This is a genomic window from Mesorhizobium humile, assembly GCF_033977215.1.
Lineage (GTDB): Bacteria > Pseudomonadota > Alphaproteobacteria > Rhizobiales > Rhizobiaceae > Mesorhizobium > Mesorhizobium humile.
On sequence record NZ_JAVIIV010000006.1, the window covers coordinates 136,588 to 149,983 of the forward strand.

Annotated in this window: 17 protein-coding genes and 1 pseudogene; 13 read left to right on the plus strand and 5 right to left on the minus strand. The window is 62.1% G+C overall.

Features of this window, described 5'->3' with window-relative positions; all coding sequences use genetic code 11:
• The first annotated feature begins 40 nt into the window (after positions 1-40).
• The 6 genes and pseudogenes from RFM52_RS12000 to RFM52_RS12025 all read left to right on the plus strand — a co-directional run.
• The gene (locus tag RFM52_RS12000; RefSeq protein ID WP_320293742.1) at positions 41-841 is read left to right on the plus strand and encodes an ABC transporter ATP-binding protein; all 801 of its coding nucleotides are present in this window, start codon (positions 41-43) and stop codon (positions 839-841) included.
• Positions 838-1,605 (plus strand): branched-chain amino acid ABC transporter ATP-binding protein, encoded by a 768-nt coding sequence (locus RFM52_RS12005; RefSeq protein WP_320293741.1) that lies wholly within the window; start codon positions 838-840, stop codon positions 1,603-1,605. The genes RFM52_RS12000 and RFM52_RS12005 overlap by 4 nt, the downstream gene beginning before the upstream one ends.
• Complete coding sequence (locus tag RFM52_RS12010) at positions 1,602-2,510, plus strand: branched-chain amino acid ABC transporter permease (protein WP_320293740.1); 909 nt, start codon at positions 1,602-1,604, stop codon at positions 2,508-2,510. Before RFM52_RS12005 ends, RFM52_RS12010 begins: the two co-directional genes overlap by 4 nt.
• Positions 2,507-3,484 (plus strand): branched-chain amino acid ABC transporter permease, encoded by a 978-nt coding sequence (locus tag RFM52_RS12015; RefSeq protein WP_320293739.1) that lies wholly within the window; start codon positions 2,507-2,509, stop codon positions 3,482-3,484. The genes RFM52_RS12010 and RFM52_RS12015 overlap by 4 nt, the downstream gene beginning before the upstream one ends.
• Entirely contained in the window at positions 3,481-4,779 is a 1,299-nt protein-coding gene (locus RFM52_RS12020; RefSeq protein WP_430699220.1) for an NAD(P)/FAD-dependent oxidoreductase, read from the plus strand. The genes RFM52_RS12015 and RFM52_RS12020 overlap by 4 nt, the downstream gene beginning before the upstream one ends.
• A 377-nt stretch (positions 4,780-5,156) precedes the next feature.
• A pseudogene (locus tag RFM52_RS12025) lies at positions 5,157-5,360 on the plus strand (hypothetical protein); the annotation flags it as partial.
• A 360-nt stretch (positions 5,361-5,720) separates the two neighbouring features.
• On the opposite strand, the gene RFM52_RS12030 reads toward RFM52_RS12025, so the two are convergent.
• On the minus strand, positions 5,721-5,918 hold the full coding sequence (locus RFM52_RS12030) for a hypothetical protein (protein ID WP_320293737.1): 198 nt from the start codon (positions 5,916-5,918) through the stop codon (positions 5,721-5,723).
• Between the two features lie 698 nt (positions 5,919-6,616).
• Here RFM52_RS12030 and RFM52_RS12035 point away from each other — a divergent pair.
• Together RFM52_RS12035 and RFM52_RS12040 are read left to right on the plus strand one after the other, a co-directional pair.
• On the plus strand, positions 6,617-6,907 hold the full coding sequence (locus RFM52_RS12035) for a DUF982 domain-containing protein (protein WP_320293736.1): 291 nt from the start codon (positions 6,617-6,619) through the stop codon (positions 6,905-6,907).
• A gap of 440 nt (positions 6,908-7,347) precedes the next feature.
• On the plus strand, positions 7,348-7,647 hold the full coding sequence (locus RFM52_RS12040) for a DUF1236 domain-containing protein (protein WP_320293735.1): 300 nt from the start codon (positions 7,348-7,350) through the stop codon (positions 7,645-7,647).
• A 354-nt stretch (positions 7,648-8,001) separates the two neighbouring features.
• Here the strand turns inward: RFM52_RS12040 and RFM52_RS12045 are convergent, their stop codons facing one another.
• The 4 genes from RFM52_RS12045 to RFM52_RS12060 form a co-directional block, all read right to left on the minus strand.
• Positions 8,002-8,511: an Hsp20/alpha crystallin family protein gene (locus RFM52_RS12045; protein ID WP_320293734.1), complete on the minus strand. Its 510-nt coding sequence runs from the start codon at positions 8,509-8,511 to the stop codon at positions 8,002-8,004.
• Between the two features lie 84 nt (positions 8,512-8,595).
• The gene (locus RFM52_RS12050; RefSeq protein ID WP_320293733.1) at positions 8,596-9,072 is read right to left on the minus strand and encodes an Hsp20 family protein; all 477 of its coding nucleotides are present in this window, start codon (positions 9,070-9,072) and stop codon (positions 8,596-8,598) included.
• A 241-nt stretch (positions 9,073-9,313) separates the two neighbouring features.
• Entirely contained in the window at positions 9,314-9,592 is a 279-nt protein-coding gene (locus RFM52_RS12055) for an usg protein (RefSeq protein WP_320293732.1), read from the minus strand.
• A gap of 13 nt (positions 9,593-9,605) precedes the next feature.
• Positions 9,606-9,953, minus strand: coding sequence for a hypothetical protein (locus RFM52_RS12060; protein ID WP_320293731.1), 348 nt, complete (start codon positions 9,951-9,953; stop codon positions 9,606-9,608).
• Between the two features lie 323 nt (positions 9,954-10,276).
• Between RFM52_RS12060 and groES the strand changes: the two genes are divergently transcribed.
• The 5 genes from groES (at position 10,277) to RFM52_RS12085 (ending at position 13,322) form a co-directional block, all read left to right on the plus strand.
• Positions 10,277-10,591 carry a co-chaperone GroES gene (gene groES, locus RFM52_RS12065; protein ID WP_320293730.1) on the plus strand — a complete coding sequence of 105 codons (315 nt, stop codon included), beginning with the start codon at positions 10,277-10,279 and terminating at the stop codon, positions 10,589-10,591.
• Positions 10,592-10,653: 62 nt separating this feature from the next.
• Positions 10,654-12,282 (plus strand): chaperonin GroEL, encoded by a 1,629-nt coding sequence (groL, locus tag RFM52_RS12070; protein ID WP_320293729.1) that lies wholly within the window; start codon positions 10,654-10,656, stop codon positions 12,280-12,282.
• Between the two features lie 67 nt (positions 12,283-12,349).
• Positions 12,350-12,562, plus strand: coding sequence for a hypothetical protein (locus tag RFM52_RS12075; RefSeq protein WP_320293728.1), 213 nt, complete (start codon positions 12,350-12,352; stop codon positions 12,560-12,562).
• A 72-nt stretch (positions 12,563-12,634) separates the two neighbouring features.
• Positions 12,635-13,036: a helix-turn-helix domain-containing protein gene (locus tag RFM52_RS12080; protein ID WP_320293727.1), complete on the plus strand. Its 402-nt coding sequence runs from the start codon at positions 12,635-12,637 to the stop codon at positions 13,034-13,036.
• Positions 13,017-13,322, plus strand: a complete 306-nt coding sequence (locus RFM52_RS12085) for a DUF982 domain-containing protein (RefSeq protein WP_320293726.1) — start codon at positions 13,017-13,019, stop codon at positions 13,320-13,322. The genes RFM52_RS12080 and RFM52_RS12085 overlap by 20 nt, the downstream gene beginning before the upstream one ends.
• The last annotated feature ends 74 nt before the right edge of the window (positions 13,323-13,396 follow it).

The window sequence follows — 13,396 nt, forward strand, 5'->3', positions numbered from 1 at the left end:
CAAAATCAGGAACGATAAACGCTTCCGGCCCGAGGGACTGATGGGTGAGACAGTGAAACGGCACGGGCCTGGAACTCAGGAGCCGGTGCTGGCGGCAAAAAACGTCGTCAGGCGCTTCGGCGGGCTCGTCGCCGTGAACGATGTCTCGTTCGATGTCCGCCCTGGCGAGATTCTGGGCCTGATCGGCCCCAACGGCGCGGGGAAGACGACAATGTTCGACCTGCTTGCCGGCAGCATCCTGCCATCCAGCGGAGAGATCTATCTGGGCGGTCTGCCCGTTTCCGGCGAGGCCGCGCACCGCCGCATCGGACGAGGCCTCGGCCGCACGTTCCAGATCCCACGGCCGCTTCCCAACCTGACGCTGATCGAGAACGTCATGCTTGCCGCGCAAGGGCAGACCGGCGAACGGCTGCTTGCCAATTTCCTCACGCCGTGGCGGGTCGCCGCCGAGGAGAAAGCCGCTAAGAAGAAAGCCGCCGAGCTGCTGGAGCTCGTCTCGCTGACCCGTCTGGCGTACGAGCCGGCTCGGGTGCTTTCCGGCGGCCAGCGCAAGTTGCTTGAGCTCGCCCGTGTGATGATGGCCGATCCGGCGATCATCCTGCTCGACGAGCCGGCTGCCGGCGTCAACGCGACACTGCTCGAAGTCATCATCGACCGTATCCGCGATATCAACGAGAGTGGCATTACCTTCCTGTTGATCGAGCACAACATCGACATGGTGACGCGGCTTTGCCACCGCGTTCTGGTGATGGCGAGCGGCGAACTCCTGTGCGAGGGCACCGCCGACGAGGTGGCGCGCGACCCACGCGTCATCGAGGCCTATCTCGGGGGTGTGGCATGACCGAACCCGTGCTTGACGTCAGCGATCTCGAGGCCGGCTACGAGCCTGGCGTGCCGATCGTGCGCGGCGCCTCGATCACCGTCAACAAGGGCGAGATCGTCGTCGTCCTCGGCCCGAACGGCGCCGGCAAGTCGAGCCTGATCAAGGCCATCGCCGGCCTTGTCCCGATCAGCCGGGGCAAGGTGCTGCTCGACGGCAGGGACATCACCACGGCGCCCGCCCACACCATGGTCCGCCTCGGCCTTGCCTTCGTGCCGCAGACCGAAAACGTCTTTCCGCGGATGTCGGTGGAGGACAATCTGAAGGTCGCCTGCGGGATCCTCGAACGACGCCAGGCGCCCGCCCGCATCGACGAAATGTACGCGGCCTTTCCCGACCTTCTGCGCCAGCGGTTGACCCCTGCCGGCAACCTCTCGGGCGGACAGCGGCAGATGCTCGCGGTGGCGCGGGCGCTGATTGTCCATCCCAAGGTGCTGGTGCTGGACGAGCCCTCGGCCGGGCTGTCGCCGAAATTCGTGTCGACGGTGTTCGAGATGCTTTCGGCCATTCGCAAGTCCGGCGTCACCATCCTGCTGGTCGAGCAGAACGCCAAGGCAGCGCTCGCCATCGGTGATCGCGCCTATGTGCTGGTCGAAGGCAAGGAACGGCACGAGGGGGCTGCCTCGACGCTGTGGAACGATCCAGTCGTCGCGGAGCTCTATCTCGGCCAACGGCCGCTTCAGAAGGACAGCGCAAGACGCACCGAGACGGGAGGCGCGGCATGAGCCTGCAATTCGTCGTCGACGGGCTGCTCACCGGTTCGATGATCGGACTTGGCGCCATCGGCGTGACGCTGACCTATTCCATCCTGCGCTTCTCCAACTTCGCCCATGGCGATTTCATGGCCTGGGGCACCTATGCGACCTTGGCCGTCGTCGGCGCCATTGCCGCCATGTTCGGCAAGGTGGCGCCGATCGCGCCCTTGTCCTTCGGCTGGCCGCTCATCGTTGCGCTGGTCGCCGGCATGGCATTTACGGCCCTGCTAGCGCTGCTGCTCGACAAGGTGCTGTTTTCGCGACTGCGCAAGCAGGAGCAGGCGATCATCGTGGTGATGGGAAGTTTCGGCGCCTCGATGGCTCTCAGAAGCCTGCTCGAATTCATCTTCACCTCGCGCCCAACCTATTTCAGCCGTGCCATCCAGATCGCGATGCCGGTCGGCTTCGGCATCCGCATCACCCCCGATCAGATCGCACTGCTGCTGCTGACCGCCGTGCTTGTGCTTGGCGTGCACCTTTTGACGACACGCACCCAGACCGGCCGCTCCATGCAGGCGATGAGCCAGAACCCGGCGCTAGCCCGCATCGCCGGTATCGACGTCGCCAGCGTCGTGCGTGTCACCTGGGTCATCGGTGCCGCACTCGCCTGCGCCGCCGGCGTGATGATCGGCGTCCTGGTGCAGATCCGCCCGCTGATGGGCTTCGACATGCTGCTGCCGATGTTCGCCGCCGCCATTCTTGGCGGCATCGGCAGCATTCCGGGCGCCGTGCTCGGCGGCCTGATCATCGGCCTCGCCGAAGCCTGCGCGGTACAGTTGATCGGCGCTGAGTGGCGCGCCGCCGTTTCTTTCATCATCCTGATGGCAGTGCTGATCGTGCGCCCCATCGGGCTCTTCGGGGTGCGCGAAAGATGATCGATCTGGTGGGCTACGGCGCCTTCTTCCTGACGACGGCATTGATCTTCTCGCTGATCACGCTGGGCCTCAACCTGCAATGGGGGCTGACCGGCCTGTTCAATGTCGGCCTCGCCGGCTTCGTCGCCATCGGAGCCTACACCTCGGCGCTACTCACCACGCCCGACGACCCCGCGCGGCTGGGCGGCTTCGGCCTGCCGATCCTCATCGGCTGGCTGGGGGCGATGCTCGTTGGTGGGGTTGCCGCGGCGCTAACCGGCATCGCCACGCTGCGGCTCAGATCGGATTATCTGGCTATCACGACTTTCGGTGTCGCGGTCGTCGTCCAACTGGTCGCGCTCAACGCGCAGAAGCTCACGGGTGGTCCCTTCGGCATCGGCTTCATCCCGCGACCCTTCGGCGACCTCGCCGAAACGCCGTTGCTCTTCAATCTGTCGAATCTGGCTATCATCTCAACCGTGACGCTCGCCGCATATCTGGCGCTCGAACATCTGACGCGCAGTCCGTGGGGCCGCGTCCTGAAAGCCCTGCGCGAAGACGAACGCGCCGCAATCTCGCTCGGCAAGAGCGCGCGCTTCTATCGTGTCCAGGCCTTTGCCGTCGGCGGCGCGATCATGGCGCTTGCCGGCGCGCTCCAGGCGCATTTCATCGGCTTCATCGCGCCCGACAATTACCTGTCGATCCTCACTTTCCAAGTCTGGGTGATGCTGATTGTCGGCGGCTCCGGGAGCAATGCCGGCGCCGTTGCAGGCAGCGTGCTGGTCTGGGCGATATGGGCAGGCTCGGGCGCGCTCACCAGCGTGATCTTCGCGCCGGAGCAACAGGCACGAGCCGCATCTCTGCAAATCGTCGCCATCGGCGTTATGCTGTGCGTCATCCTGCTGGTTCGGCCAAACGGCCTGTTCGGTCAACGGCCAGGGCAGGTTCGTTTCGGCAAAAAGGCGAAGGTCATCGCCGGCGAGAGCGGGTCCTGAACGCAATGGCGCGGCAGGAGGCGCTTTCCCTGTGGCACGCGGTCAGCCGCGATCGCCATCCCCGGCCAATGCTGGAAGACAGGCTCGATGTCGACCTTGCCATTGTCGGCGGCGGTTTCACCGGCCTGTCGAGCGCGCTGCATGCCGCCGGCAAAGGCCTTTCGGTTGCTGTCCTCGAAGCCGAAATCATCGCCTGGGGCGCGACCGGCCGCAACGCAGGCTTCGTCGTGCCGAACTTCGCCAAGATGGATCCGGACGCCATAGTGGCGCATCTCGGCGCGCAGCTCGGCGAGCGGCTGATCGGGTTCGCCGCAGGCAGCGCCGACCTCGTGTTCAACCTGATCGAGCGCCATGGCATCGCCTGCGACGCCGTGCAGAACGGCTGGATACAGGCGGCGCACTCACAGGCTGCTCTCGGAACAATACAATCCCGCGCCAGGCAGTGGGAGGAGCGCGGCAGGCCGGCGGTGATGCTGGACAGTCAGCAGACCGAAGCGTTGACCGGCGCGCGAGGCTATGCCGGCGGATGGATGGATCGCTCTGGCGGCGTGCTCAATCCGGTTGAATTCGCGCGCGGCCTGGCCGATGCGGCCGAAAAAGCCGGCGCGCGGATTTTCGAGCGCGCGCGCGTCACCTCGATCGACCGTGCGTCCGATGGCTGGACGCTGACGACGCCGTCGGGTCCAGTCCGTGCCGGCAAGGTGCTGATCGCCACCAACGCCTATGGCGGAGCGCTCAACCCGACACTTCAGCGGACCTATTTTCCGCTGAAGGTTTTCCAGATCGCGACACGGCCCCTGCCGTCGAAGATGCGTCAGCGCTTGCTGCCTGGAGGGCAGGGTTTCTCCGACACCCGACGCAATCTCATCACCTTCCGCTTCGATGCCCGAAATCGGCTGATCAGCGGCGGCATGCATGTGGTGGGCGCGGGCGCCGACACGCGAGTGCCACAGACAATCTGGCGAAGACTAGCGCGGTGTCTGGAGCTGCCTGACTTGCCGCCGCTCGAGTATAGCTGGTCGGGGATCGCCGCCGTCGAACCGGATTTTCTGCCGCATCTGATCGACCTCGGCCCAGGTCTGATGGCGGCCCGCGCCTGCAATGGGCGCGGCATTGCCATGACCACGGCCATGGGCAAGGTGCTGGCCGACTGGGCGGCTGGGACAGAAGGCCGCGACCTACCGCTGCCATTCGCGCCGCCGGCGCCGATCCCGTTCCACAGCCTGTTGCGCTACGCGCCCAACATACTGCTGCCTTGGAGCATGTTGCGCGACCGGCTGGATCAGGCTGGTTAGGGCAGGTTCCGACCAAAAGATCGCTGGATTGTGTTTCAGGGCCAAATTCAAACCATCGCCTCATTTCGACAGATGGAAAGGCAGATGGTCCGCGATACCTCGAAGGACGGACAGTGAGGGAAATCGGCTCGCAGCGAAGTTCAGGCTGAAAGCCGGTCCAAGTTGGAGCCGGCTCTTTATGTCTGTCCGATGACCGTTATTGGGCGGCTTGTTTCTGACGACTAACGTCCACTTGGCGGCGCAAAGCAGCCGTTCGCTTCGCGGAAAACGTACGTCGACAACGGGGCAACCATACCGTTCCCTGGTCTTTTGTAGATCCGGGACAGGCCAACTCGTGGAAAATATCAAAGCGTTTCCGAATGTACGAAAACGCTCAGGCGGCCGACGAGACCATTTCTCCGGATCATCTGCAGCGTCAGGCGGATGCAGCACCCTACCCGGCCAAGCAGGCCGGCCGCAACCGGGTGGTGCTTCACAGACCGGAGTCTGTCGCGCCAAAATATTCGGTCGACACGATGATGCCTCGATTAGGCCGCGGGCGCGTAAATCCGCGCGGCGTTAACCACGACAGCATCCAGTAGCGAACTCCCACGCCGGTTTCCCGTTTCTGAACCATGGAAGGTCGCGGAAAAGCTGGATTCCATTACCGTTCTGAAACATCTGGCACACGAAGATCGGGGAACGTACCTGCGAGCTTTGTTGGCCGCACTTGGCGGCGCGCCAAGATAGCTTGCCTGAAGCGCTTTTATGGCACCGGCCGGAGCTCGATCGTCGGAAGCAGCATGAAACCATCGGTCGAGCCGGCAGACCGCGTCAGCGACCTCATCAAATCCATTCGTAAGGGGCGATTGGAAGGCAGCGGAGACTGCAAACCACAATCCTCGTCTCGAGAGAACCTTACGAGTCCGTAAGGTCGTTTTCCATAAGCCGCAGTCACCGGCTTAGGTTCCTCGGGTGATCTTATCCAACCCTAGCCGTATGCGCTGGCCTTCCGCGAAAGCCAACGCATACGATTCCAGTTCGAATGAGCGGGTGAGTTCTTGCTGGTCTTCCACCACGAGGACGAGCCATTCGTCGCTGGCTTTCACCACCTCGACGCGAGCTGACATCTTGGGTCTTATCGGAATGACGTTATCCATCGCATGCTTCCCGAGAAAGCAATGGGAACGTCATGTTTTATAAGTCGGGAAAATTGGGCATTTCAACTGAATTTTTCGTGCGTGTGCTGCGCAATGAAAGAGCCCGCTCTTCTGGCGTGGGGCGGGCTCTTTGTCGGGACCTCCTAAGGAAAGCCGGCGTCTCCCATCTTTGCGGTGAAAGGCGACAATCCATCCCGACGCGGCGCGCTCTAGGTTGGAGAGAAGATGCGCCGTCCAATGAATCAACATGAGCTGAGAACAAAGGTTCCGACCCCATCAGCTCACTCATGCAGAATCGCTAAAATAGCTTGTGCAAATGACTCCTTTGAGGTCGCCGAGTTCGGCCTGTCGGTTCATTCTGATCGCGCGGCGAACTCCGATTCGCCGGGCCGGCGCCAGGACACTCTCCCAACAGGCAACAGGCGCCGGTCACCTATCAAGGGCTCTCCGGCGCGGCGGCCCTCATTGGCCGGTTGCTTGAAGCTGGAAGTCCCGCATCCAATATCTTCCGAATGGCGCCGCGAGCGCTATTCGACACGTTGTGGATGTTTGCTTCTAATGCATGTCGCGCAAAAGTGACCTCGGTTTTGCGGCAACGACATGCATCAAACAAAGGACCTAAAGCGCGTCGCCTGAATCCGTTTCAGCGCGACGCGCTTTAGCCGCCGCAGAGCGGCCGAAACTAAGCGGAGGAAAGTATGGCAGACATTTTTGAACCGCCGGTGCTGGTGGACGACCCATCTTTCGGCATGAGGGCGATCCGGAATGCGATGGACGCGATCGAGTTCCTCGAAGAGTGGCCTTTCGAACAACGAAGCAAGTTGCATGCATGCGCCTGCGAGGCCTGCTGCGCCGCGTATGATGGACGCGGTGAGGCCGACGTGGCTCGGAAAGCGTTTATTGCATGGGCACGCTGGGCGGGCATCCGCGCCTGTGGATCGGCGATGTTCGATGGGGTGGAACGGAGCGGCGTCGTCGAATTGTTCTGAGAAAGACCTCGGCCTCAAACAGCCACTCCTGTTTGGGCCCGGCTGGGCAGGATAATCCGGCAGCACGTAAGTCGTATCCCCGGCAATACCGAGATAGCCCTTATCTATTTCGATGCCGATAAAATAAGAGGACCTGCTTCACAAGCCACCACCGGACCTGCCCGAGCCCATGACAGAGTCTAGCGACGTCCCTCCCCGGCAGGAGGGTGAGGCGAGGCAAAGCGCTACCCCCGGCCCCAGAACTGGCGGATGATCACCTCCTACTGATCCATGGGACTTTAGTCCGATGGCTGCGCGCATTGGTCTCAATCGACCTTCGCAGTGAAACATCAAAGCCGGAACGACATTGCTTTGGTGGATCGCTGAGAACGGCCCCTATCGGCGGCTCTGCCGGTCTCGCATCGGCATTGGGCAAGGGGCACATATAATGGAGGTATCGAATGAAGACGATGATCACCAATTCTATCGCCGGCCTGTTGCTCTTGTCAGGCATCAGCGTCGCAATAGCGGATACGGTGGTTCTGGCACCTGAACAGGAGACGACCATCCGCGAGTATGTGAAGAAGGAGCCTCTTGCCTCGATCAAGTTGCCAGGCGTGGAGTTGAAGATCGGGAGCACGGTGCCGGAAAAGGTCGAGCTGCATAAAGTACCCAACGTGACGTACGAATACACCGTGATCGACAATCGGACCGTGGTCGTCGATCCGAAAACCCGTACCGTCGTCAAAGTTCTCGACTGAAAGGCGAACCCTGGCGGGAGCGCAATTCGGCGCCCCGCCATTTATTCGGAGTTCGCAACATGTTTGGAACTGACGCTCCTACAAACTGAAGGGCAAGCGCAGGATAAATCTCCCCGAACATAGGTGCGATTATCGATCGCAAGCTCTTCAAGCGGGCGCAGGCATCTGGGGCACGCAGTTTGCGCGCCCGAGCTGGATACAGGCTGAGCAGAGAGCTGCGGCTGTGGAGCGACGTGGGTCACGACTGGGGTTATGGCACCTGATTGGGCCTCTACCCGGACGACCAGCTTCCAGAGACCGTCAACGAAGTCGCCCGGGCTGCGGCGTGCGGGCCGCAACCCAGGCGTCGATGCATCAACTCTTGATGTCAATGCGCTTGACTTGCGACTGTGCCTTCTCGCTCTTCGGCAAGGTGACAGTCAGCACGCCATTCCTGAAGCGCGCCTCCACCTCGTCTTCCTTGACCTCGTAGCCGACCGGGATGCGGCGCTCGAACCGGCCATAGTAGCGTTCGGAGAACTGCCTATCCTTGTCGTCCGTCTCGGAGCGTTTCTCGCCCCGCAGCGTCAGCACGCCGTCGTCGAGCAGGACCTCGATGTCTTTCTGTTCGAGGCCCGGCACCTCGGCGGTGACCTTGATCTCCTTCTCTCCGTTGGAGATCTCGACGCTCGGCCAACCGGCGCCGAGGGCGGAGACACCGCCGAAAGACGGCAAACGGCTGTCGAAGCCGCGGAAAACATCGTCGAACAGGCGGTTTACCTCACGATGCAGCGACAGGAACGGATCGCGTTCGCCGTCGTGGAACACGCTTGGAAGCTGGTTGCCGTTGCTCCGGCCCCAGGGGATCAGATCACGGACACTCATAATTTCCTCCTCTCTGTTGAAAAGGCTTCCTATTGCGCCGGGCAATGTGCCCGGCGCTTGCGCGAGTGCGCCGACAAGAGACACTCAGGCGGCGTGCTTTTCGGCTTCGATCTTCTTCATCGCGCCTTTGGGCATCGCCTTGTCGGCTGCGATCTCGATCCGGCGCGGTTTCATCTCTTCCGGAATCTCACGCTTCAGGTCGATCGTCAGCAGGCCATTCACCAGGCTGGCGCCGACGACCTTCACATGATCGGCAAGCTCGAAGCGGCGCTGGAATGCGCGACCGGCGATGCCTCGATGCAGGTATTCACTCTTATCCTCGCCGGCTTTCTGGCCTGAGACCATGAGCATGTTCTGCTCCTGGGTAAGGTCCAGTTCGTCCTGCGCGAAGCCGGCCACCGCCATAGTGATGCGGTAGGCGTCTTCGGCGGTCTTGGCGATGTCGTAGGGTGGCCAATTGTCGACGGTTTCGATGCGGCTCGCCGTTTCGAGCGCGTTCAACATTCGATCGAAACCGATGCTCGACCGGAACAGCGGAGTGAAGTCAAAATTGGTTCTCATAGCTACATCCTCCATTGAGCAACATAGATACGAGGCGCGCCAAGGAAGCGGCGCCCCTTGACCTTGCCAGTCTCTCAAGCACCGGCAAAATCGATCTGGGAATTCAACACCGGAACGTCAAGACCCGGCCGCGAACCCGCCTTCAAGGTCGTGAAAAAGTCACCCTTTTCGTCTGCATCCAGGCGAGCAAATGATGAAGTGAAGGCGGCCGCACGACACGACCGCCTTGCGGCGCTGATCTTCACTGGAGCGCGATGACCCCGTCGACAGCCCGCCATTCTGAGGGCCTAATGAGCCGATGGTGGGCGACCCGGACGGAATGCAAGGCGCCCGCCAGTTCGCGTTCCCAAAAGCCTAGAAAGCCCCTCAGCGCGGGGAAATCCGGGGCGAGATCATAATCCTGCCACACGTAAAGCTGGAGCAGGCCGGGATGGTCGGGCAGATGATAATGGATCTCGGCAGTGGTCAAGCCGTAGCCGTTCATCTGCAAGCGGAATTCCCTGCTGACCGCGTTCGCCATCGCCTTCTGCGTCTCACGCGCTCAGCCGATCGATCAACTGCGGATGGTCGTCATCGGCAGCGCCGCTGGGCGGCGGGGCGAGCGCATCAAGCCGGCGCAACGCATCCATGATGTCGTCGAAGGAGACCGGCCGCCCGGTGCCCGGCGGCTGGCGCAGTGCCGGCATCGATTCCACGGCGCAGGCGTCGGACGCCCAGGACGAAAGGATCGCCCGCTTTTCCCATATGTCGAGCGAGCCGTCCTCCAGCACATCCCGCGGGTGCTGAAAATGGCTGGCCGGCGACAGCAGCCGATCGAGGGAAAGGTCTGATATTTCGGGAGCAAGGGAAGGGATGATCGGCGAAAGCGTCTGTCGGTTCATTTCTGTCCTCCGTCTCCAAAACTCCTTGTTTCGGGGTGCAACTTCTCAGCGGCCCCGGCGGTGCCGATAATTTTGTTCAGCTCAATCGCGAATTCAAGTCTCTCATTTCGTCGACGCGACCCGAATTTACCGCATGTTTTCAGAGCAGTAGCACTCAACATTCGAGAGTGCCAAAAAATTTTCACCCCCCTCTTGAAAGTGAACGGAGGCAAAATTAGCTCGACATGCGCGCGACGCCGAAAGGGTCGCGTGAGCCCCGCTCCGGTCCTACCGGCCCGGAGCGGAGGAACCTCAAAAATCTGTTTGTCCTGAAGGAGAACGATATGACGTTCCGTCCATTGCATGACCGTATCCTGGTCCGCCGCATCGAAGCTGAAGAGAAGACCGCCGGCGGCATCATCATCCCCGACACTGCCAAGGAAAAGCCGCAGGAAGGCGAGGTTATCGCCGTGGGCCCGGGCGCCCGCGACGAGAGCGGCAAGCTCGCGCCCCTCGACGTGAAGATCGGCGACCGCATTCTGTTCGGCAAATGGTCCGGCACCGAGATCAAGCTCAACGGCGAGGACCTGCTCATCATGAAGGAAAGCGACGTGATGGGCGTGATCGAGCAGGTCGCGACGCTGAAGAAAGCCGCCTGACCGGGGGCTTCGATCGAACCGCAACCCAGTCAAAGACAACTGCCTAGAAAAGGAGTGATCCAATGGCTGCCAAGGAAGTCAAATTCCATTCCGACGCCCGCGAGCGCATGCTGCGCGGCGTCAACATCCTCGCCGACGCGGTGAAGGTCACGCTTGGTCCGAAGGGCCGCAACGTCGTCATCGACAAGTCGTTCGGCGCTCCGCGCATAACCAAGGACGGCGTCACCGTCGCCAAGGAGATCGAGCTCGAGGACAAGTTCGAGAACATGGGCGCGCAGATGGTCCGCGAAGTTGCTTCGAAGACCAATGATCTCGCCGGCGATGGCACGACCACCGCTACCGTTCTCGCCCAGGCGATCGTTCGCGAGGGTGCCAAGGCGGTGGCTTCCGGCATGAACCCGATGGACCTCAAGCGCGGCATCGACAAGGCGGTGGACGCGGTCGTCACCGAACTCAAGACGAATGCCCGCAAGATCACCAGAAACGACGAGATCGCTCAGGTCGGCACCATCTCGGCCAATGGCGATGCCGAAATCGGCCGCTTCCTGGCCGAGGCTATGGAAAAGGTCGGCAACGAGGGCGTCATCACCGTCGAGGAAGCCAAGACCGCCGAGACCGAGCTGGAAGTCGTCGAAGGCATGCAGTTCGATCGCGGCTATCTCTCACCCTACTTCGTCACCAACCAGGACAAGATGCGCGTGGAGCTCGACGAGCCCTATGTGCTGATCCATGAAAAGAAACTTGGCAACCTGCAGGCGCTGCTTCCCGTGCTCGAGGCCGTGGTGCAGGCCGGCAAGCCGCTGCTGATCATCGCCGAGGACGTCGAGGGCGAAGCCCTGGCTACGCTCGTCGTCAACAAGCTGCGCGGCGGGCTGAAGGTTGCCGCCGTCAAGGCTCCGGGCTTCGGCGACCGTCGCAAGGCCATGCTGGAGGATATCGCCATCCTAACCGGCGGCACGGCCATCAGCGAGGATCTCGGCATCAAGCTGGAGAACGTAACGTTGGCGATGCTCGGCCGCGCCAAGAAAGTGGCCATCGAGAAGGAGAACACTACCATCGTGGACGGCGCCGGCAAGAAACAGGAAATCCAGGGCCGCGTCACGCAGATCAAGGCGCAAATCGAGGAGACCACCTCCGATTACGATCGCGAGAAGCTGCAGGAGCGGCTGGCCAAGCTCGCCGGCGGCGTCGCGGTGATCCGTGTCGGCGGCGCGACGGAAGTCGAGGTCAAGGAGAAGAAGGACCGCGTCGACGACGCGCTGCATGCCACGCGCGCCGCGGTCGAGGAAGGTATCCTGCCTGGCGGCGGCGTTGCCCTGCTCAGGGCGGCCAAGGCGCTCGACGCCGTTGCGGTCGACAATCCCGACCAGAGATACGGCGTCGACATCGTGCGGCGGGCGATCGAGGCTCCGGCGCGCCAGATCGCTGAGAATGCCGGATCGGAAGGCTCGATCGTCGTCGGCAAGCTGCGCGAGAAGACCGACTTCGCCTTTGGCTGGAACGCCCAGACCGGCGAATATGGCGACCTCTACACGCAGGGTGTGATCGATCCAGCCAAGGTAGTGCGCACCGCGCTTCAGGATGCCGCTTCGGTAGCAGGACTGCTCGTCACCACGGAGGCCATGGTGGCCGAAAAGCCGAAGAAGGAAGCCGCCCCCGCCATGCCCGCCGGCGCCGGCATGGACTTCTAAAACGCAGACGTCGCCCGCTCCCGGTCCGGGGAGCGGGCGCTTGCGACGGACAAGATGGGAGAAATCTATGGACACGATAAGCGGGTCGGTTCCGGGACCGACGCATCCGGCAAGCGAATTCCTCGCCTACGAAGCCGAATGCCGCAACGCGCTGAAGCCGCTACTGGCAGGCTTGCTGGACACCGCCGAATCCGTCGGATGGAACCGGCGTACTGTCGCCTCGACGTTGATGTTTTTGGCGGCGCAGCATGTGTCAGCGGAAACGTCTGGACGAAGTTGACCGGGACGGGCCAGCCTCGGCTTCTATCGCCTCGGGACGACGTTTCATGATCGCGGATGGAGGAGGATAGCCATGATTGCGGGACGATTGCGCGAATGCCTGAAAAGACTGAGATGGGGCGCCGCCGACTTGGCAGAGGAACTTGACTATCCGCCGAGCGAGGTGGCTCGCTGGCTGGACGGTAGCGCCCAGGTGCCGCTTGCCGTCGCCGCGTGGCTCGAGGCATTGGTGAAGGCTCACAAGGCGCTGCCGCCGCCAGGACTGGCCCAGTCGGGATCCGTGTTGCTGGCTTGGCCAATGGAGCGGTTGGCTGTCCTGAGTTCTGAGACCGACACAACAAAGCATGAAGCGTCGAAAGGGATTGTCCTTCGACCTTCCTATCCGCGTCGCCACGCCGTCGCAGGTAACCGTCGCGCCGGCGGGATGGCGGCACAGTCGAAAGGAGCTTCAGACAATGAAACACGACCACTTTAAGGAAGCGGTTACCATCCTCGTCGGCATGGGCCTGCCGGTGAGACTTGAGACGGTGATGCAAGCCTATGCCGTGCTCCAGGACTGGCCTGCCGCGACCAGGAGCAATGCCCATGCCATTGCTCTCAATGCCTGCAAGGCTGGCCTTGCCGGCGATATCGAGCCCGAAACAGTCAGAGCAACCCTCGTTGCCTTCGCCCGTCGTCACGACATCCTGGTGCCGGATATCGTTTCGCTGGCGCCGGCGGCACTGGCGGGCAAACCTGCCACCACAAGCAGCAACAGCTGAAAGACTGGAAACGCAGCACCCAAGGCAACCCATATGCTCCGTGTGATCTCATATGGCCTTGCGAACCGTAGCCG

What these genes read in the sequence shown, in the direction of transcription:
- RFM52_RS12000 (WP_320293742.1), top strand. Translation starts at nt 41, where the DNA reads ATGGGTGAGACAGTGAAACGGCACGGGCCTGGAACTCAGGAGCCGGTG.
- RFM52_RS12005 (WP_320293741.1), top strand. Translation starts at nt 838, where the DNA reads ATGACCGAACCCGTGCTTGACGTCAGCGATCTCGAGGCCGGCTACGAG.
- RFM52_RS12010 (WP_320293740.1), top strand. Translation starts at nt 1,602, where the DNA reads ATGAGCCTGCAATTCGTCGTCGACGGGCTGCTCACCGGTTCGATGATC.
- RFM52_RS12015 (WP_320293739.1), top strand. Translation starts at nt 2,507, where the DNA reads ATGATCGATCTGGTGGGCTACGGCGCCTTCTTCCTGACGACGGCATTG.
- RFM52_RS12030 (WP_320293737.1), bottom strand. Translation starts at nt 5,918, where the DNA reads ATGGATAACGTCATTCCGATAAGACCCAAGATGTCAGCTCGCGTCGAG.
- RFM52_RS12035 (WP_320293736.1), top strand. Translation starts at nt 6,617, where the DNA reads ATGGCAGACATTTTTGAACCGCCGGTGCTGGTGGACGACCCATCTTTC.
- RFM52_RS12040 (WP_320293735.1), top strand. Translation starts at nt 7,348, where the DNA reads ATGAAGACGATGATCACCAATTCTATCGCCGGCCTGTTGCTCTTGTCA.
- RFM52_RS12045 (WP_320293734.1), bottom strand. Translation starts at nt 8,511, where the DNA reads ATGAGTGTCCGTGATCTGATCCCCTGGGGCCGGAGCAACGGCAACCAG.
- RFM52_RS12050 (WP_320293733.1), bottom strand. Translation starts at nt 9,072, where the DNA reads ATGAGAACCAATTTTGACTTCACTCCGCTGTTCCGGTCGAGCATCGGT.
- RFM52_RS12055 (WP_320293732.1), bottom strand. Translation starts at nt 9,592, where the DNA reads ATGGCGAACGCGGTCAGCAGGGAATTCCGCTTGCAGATGAACGGCTAC.
- RFM52_RS12060 (WP_320293731.1), bottom strand. Translation starts at nt 9,953, where the DNA reads ATGAACCGACAGACGCTTTCGCCGATCATCCCTTCCCTTGCTCCCGAA.
- groES (WP_320293730.1), top strand. Translation starts at nt 10,277, where the DNA reads ATGACGTTCCGTCCATTGCATGACCGTATCCTGGTCCGCCGCATCGAA.
- groL (WP_320293729.1), top strand. Translation starts at nt 10,654, where the DNA reads ATGGCTGCCAAGGAAGTCAAATTCCATTCCGACGCCCGCGAGCGCATG.
- RFM52_RS12075 (WP_320293728.1), top strand. Translation starts at nt 12,350, where the DNA reads ATGGACACGATAAGCGGGTCGGTTCCGGGACCGACGCATCCGGCAAGC.
- RFM52_RS12080 (WP_320293727.1), top strand. Translation starts at nt 12,635, where the DNA reads ATGATTGCGGGACGATTGCGCGAATGCCTGAAAAGACTGAGATGGGGC.
- RFM52_RS12085 (WP_320293726.1), top strand. Translation starts at nt 13,017, where the DNA reads ATGAAACACGACCACTTTAAGGAAGCGGTTACCATCCTCGTCGGCATG.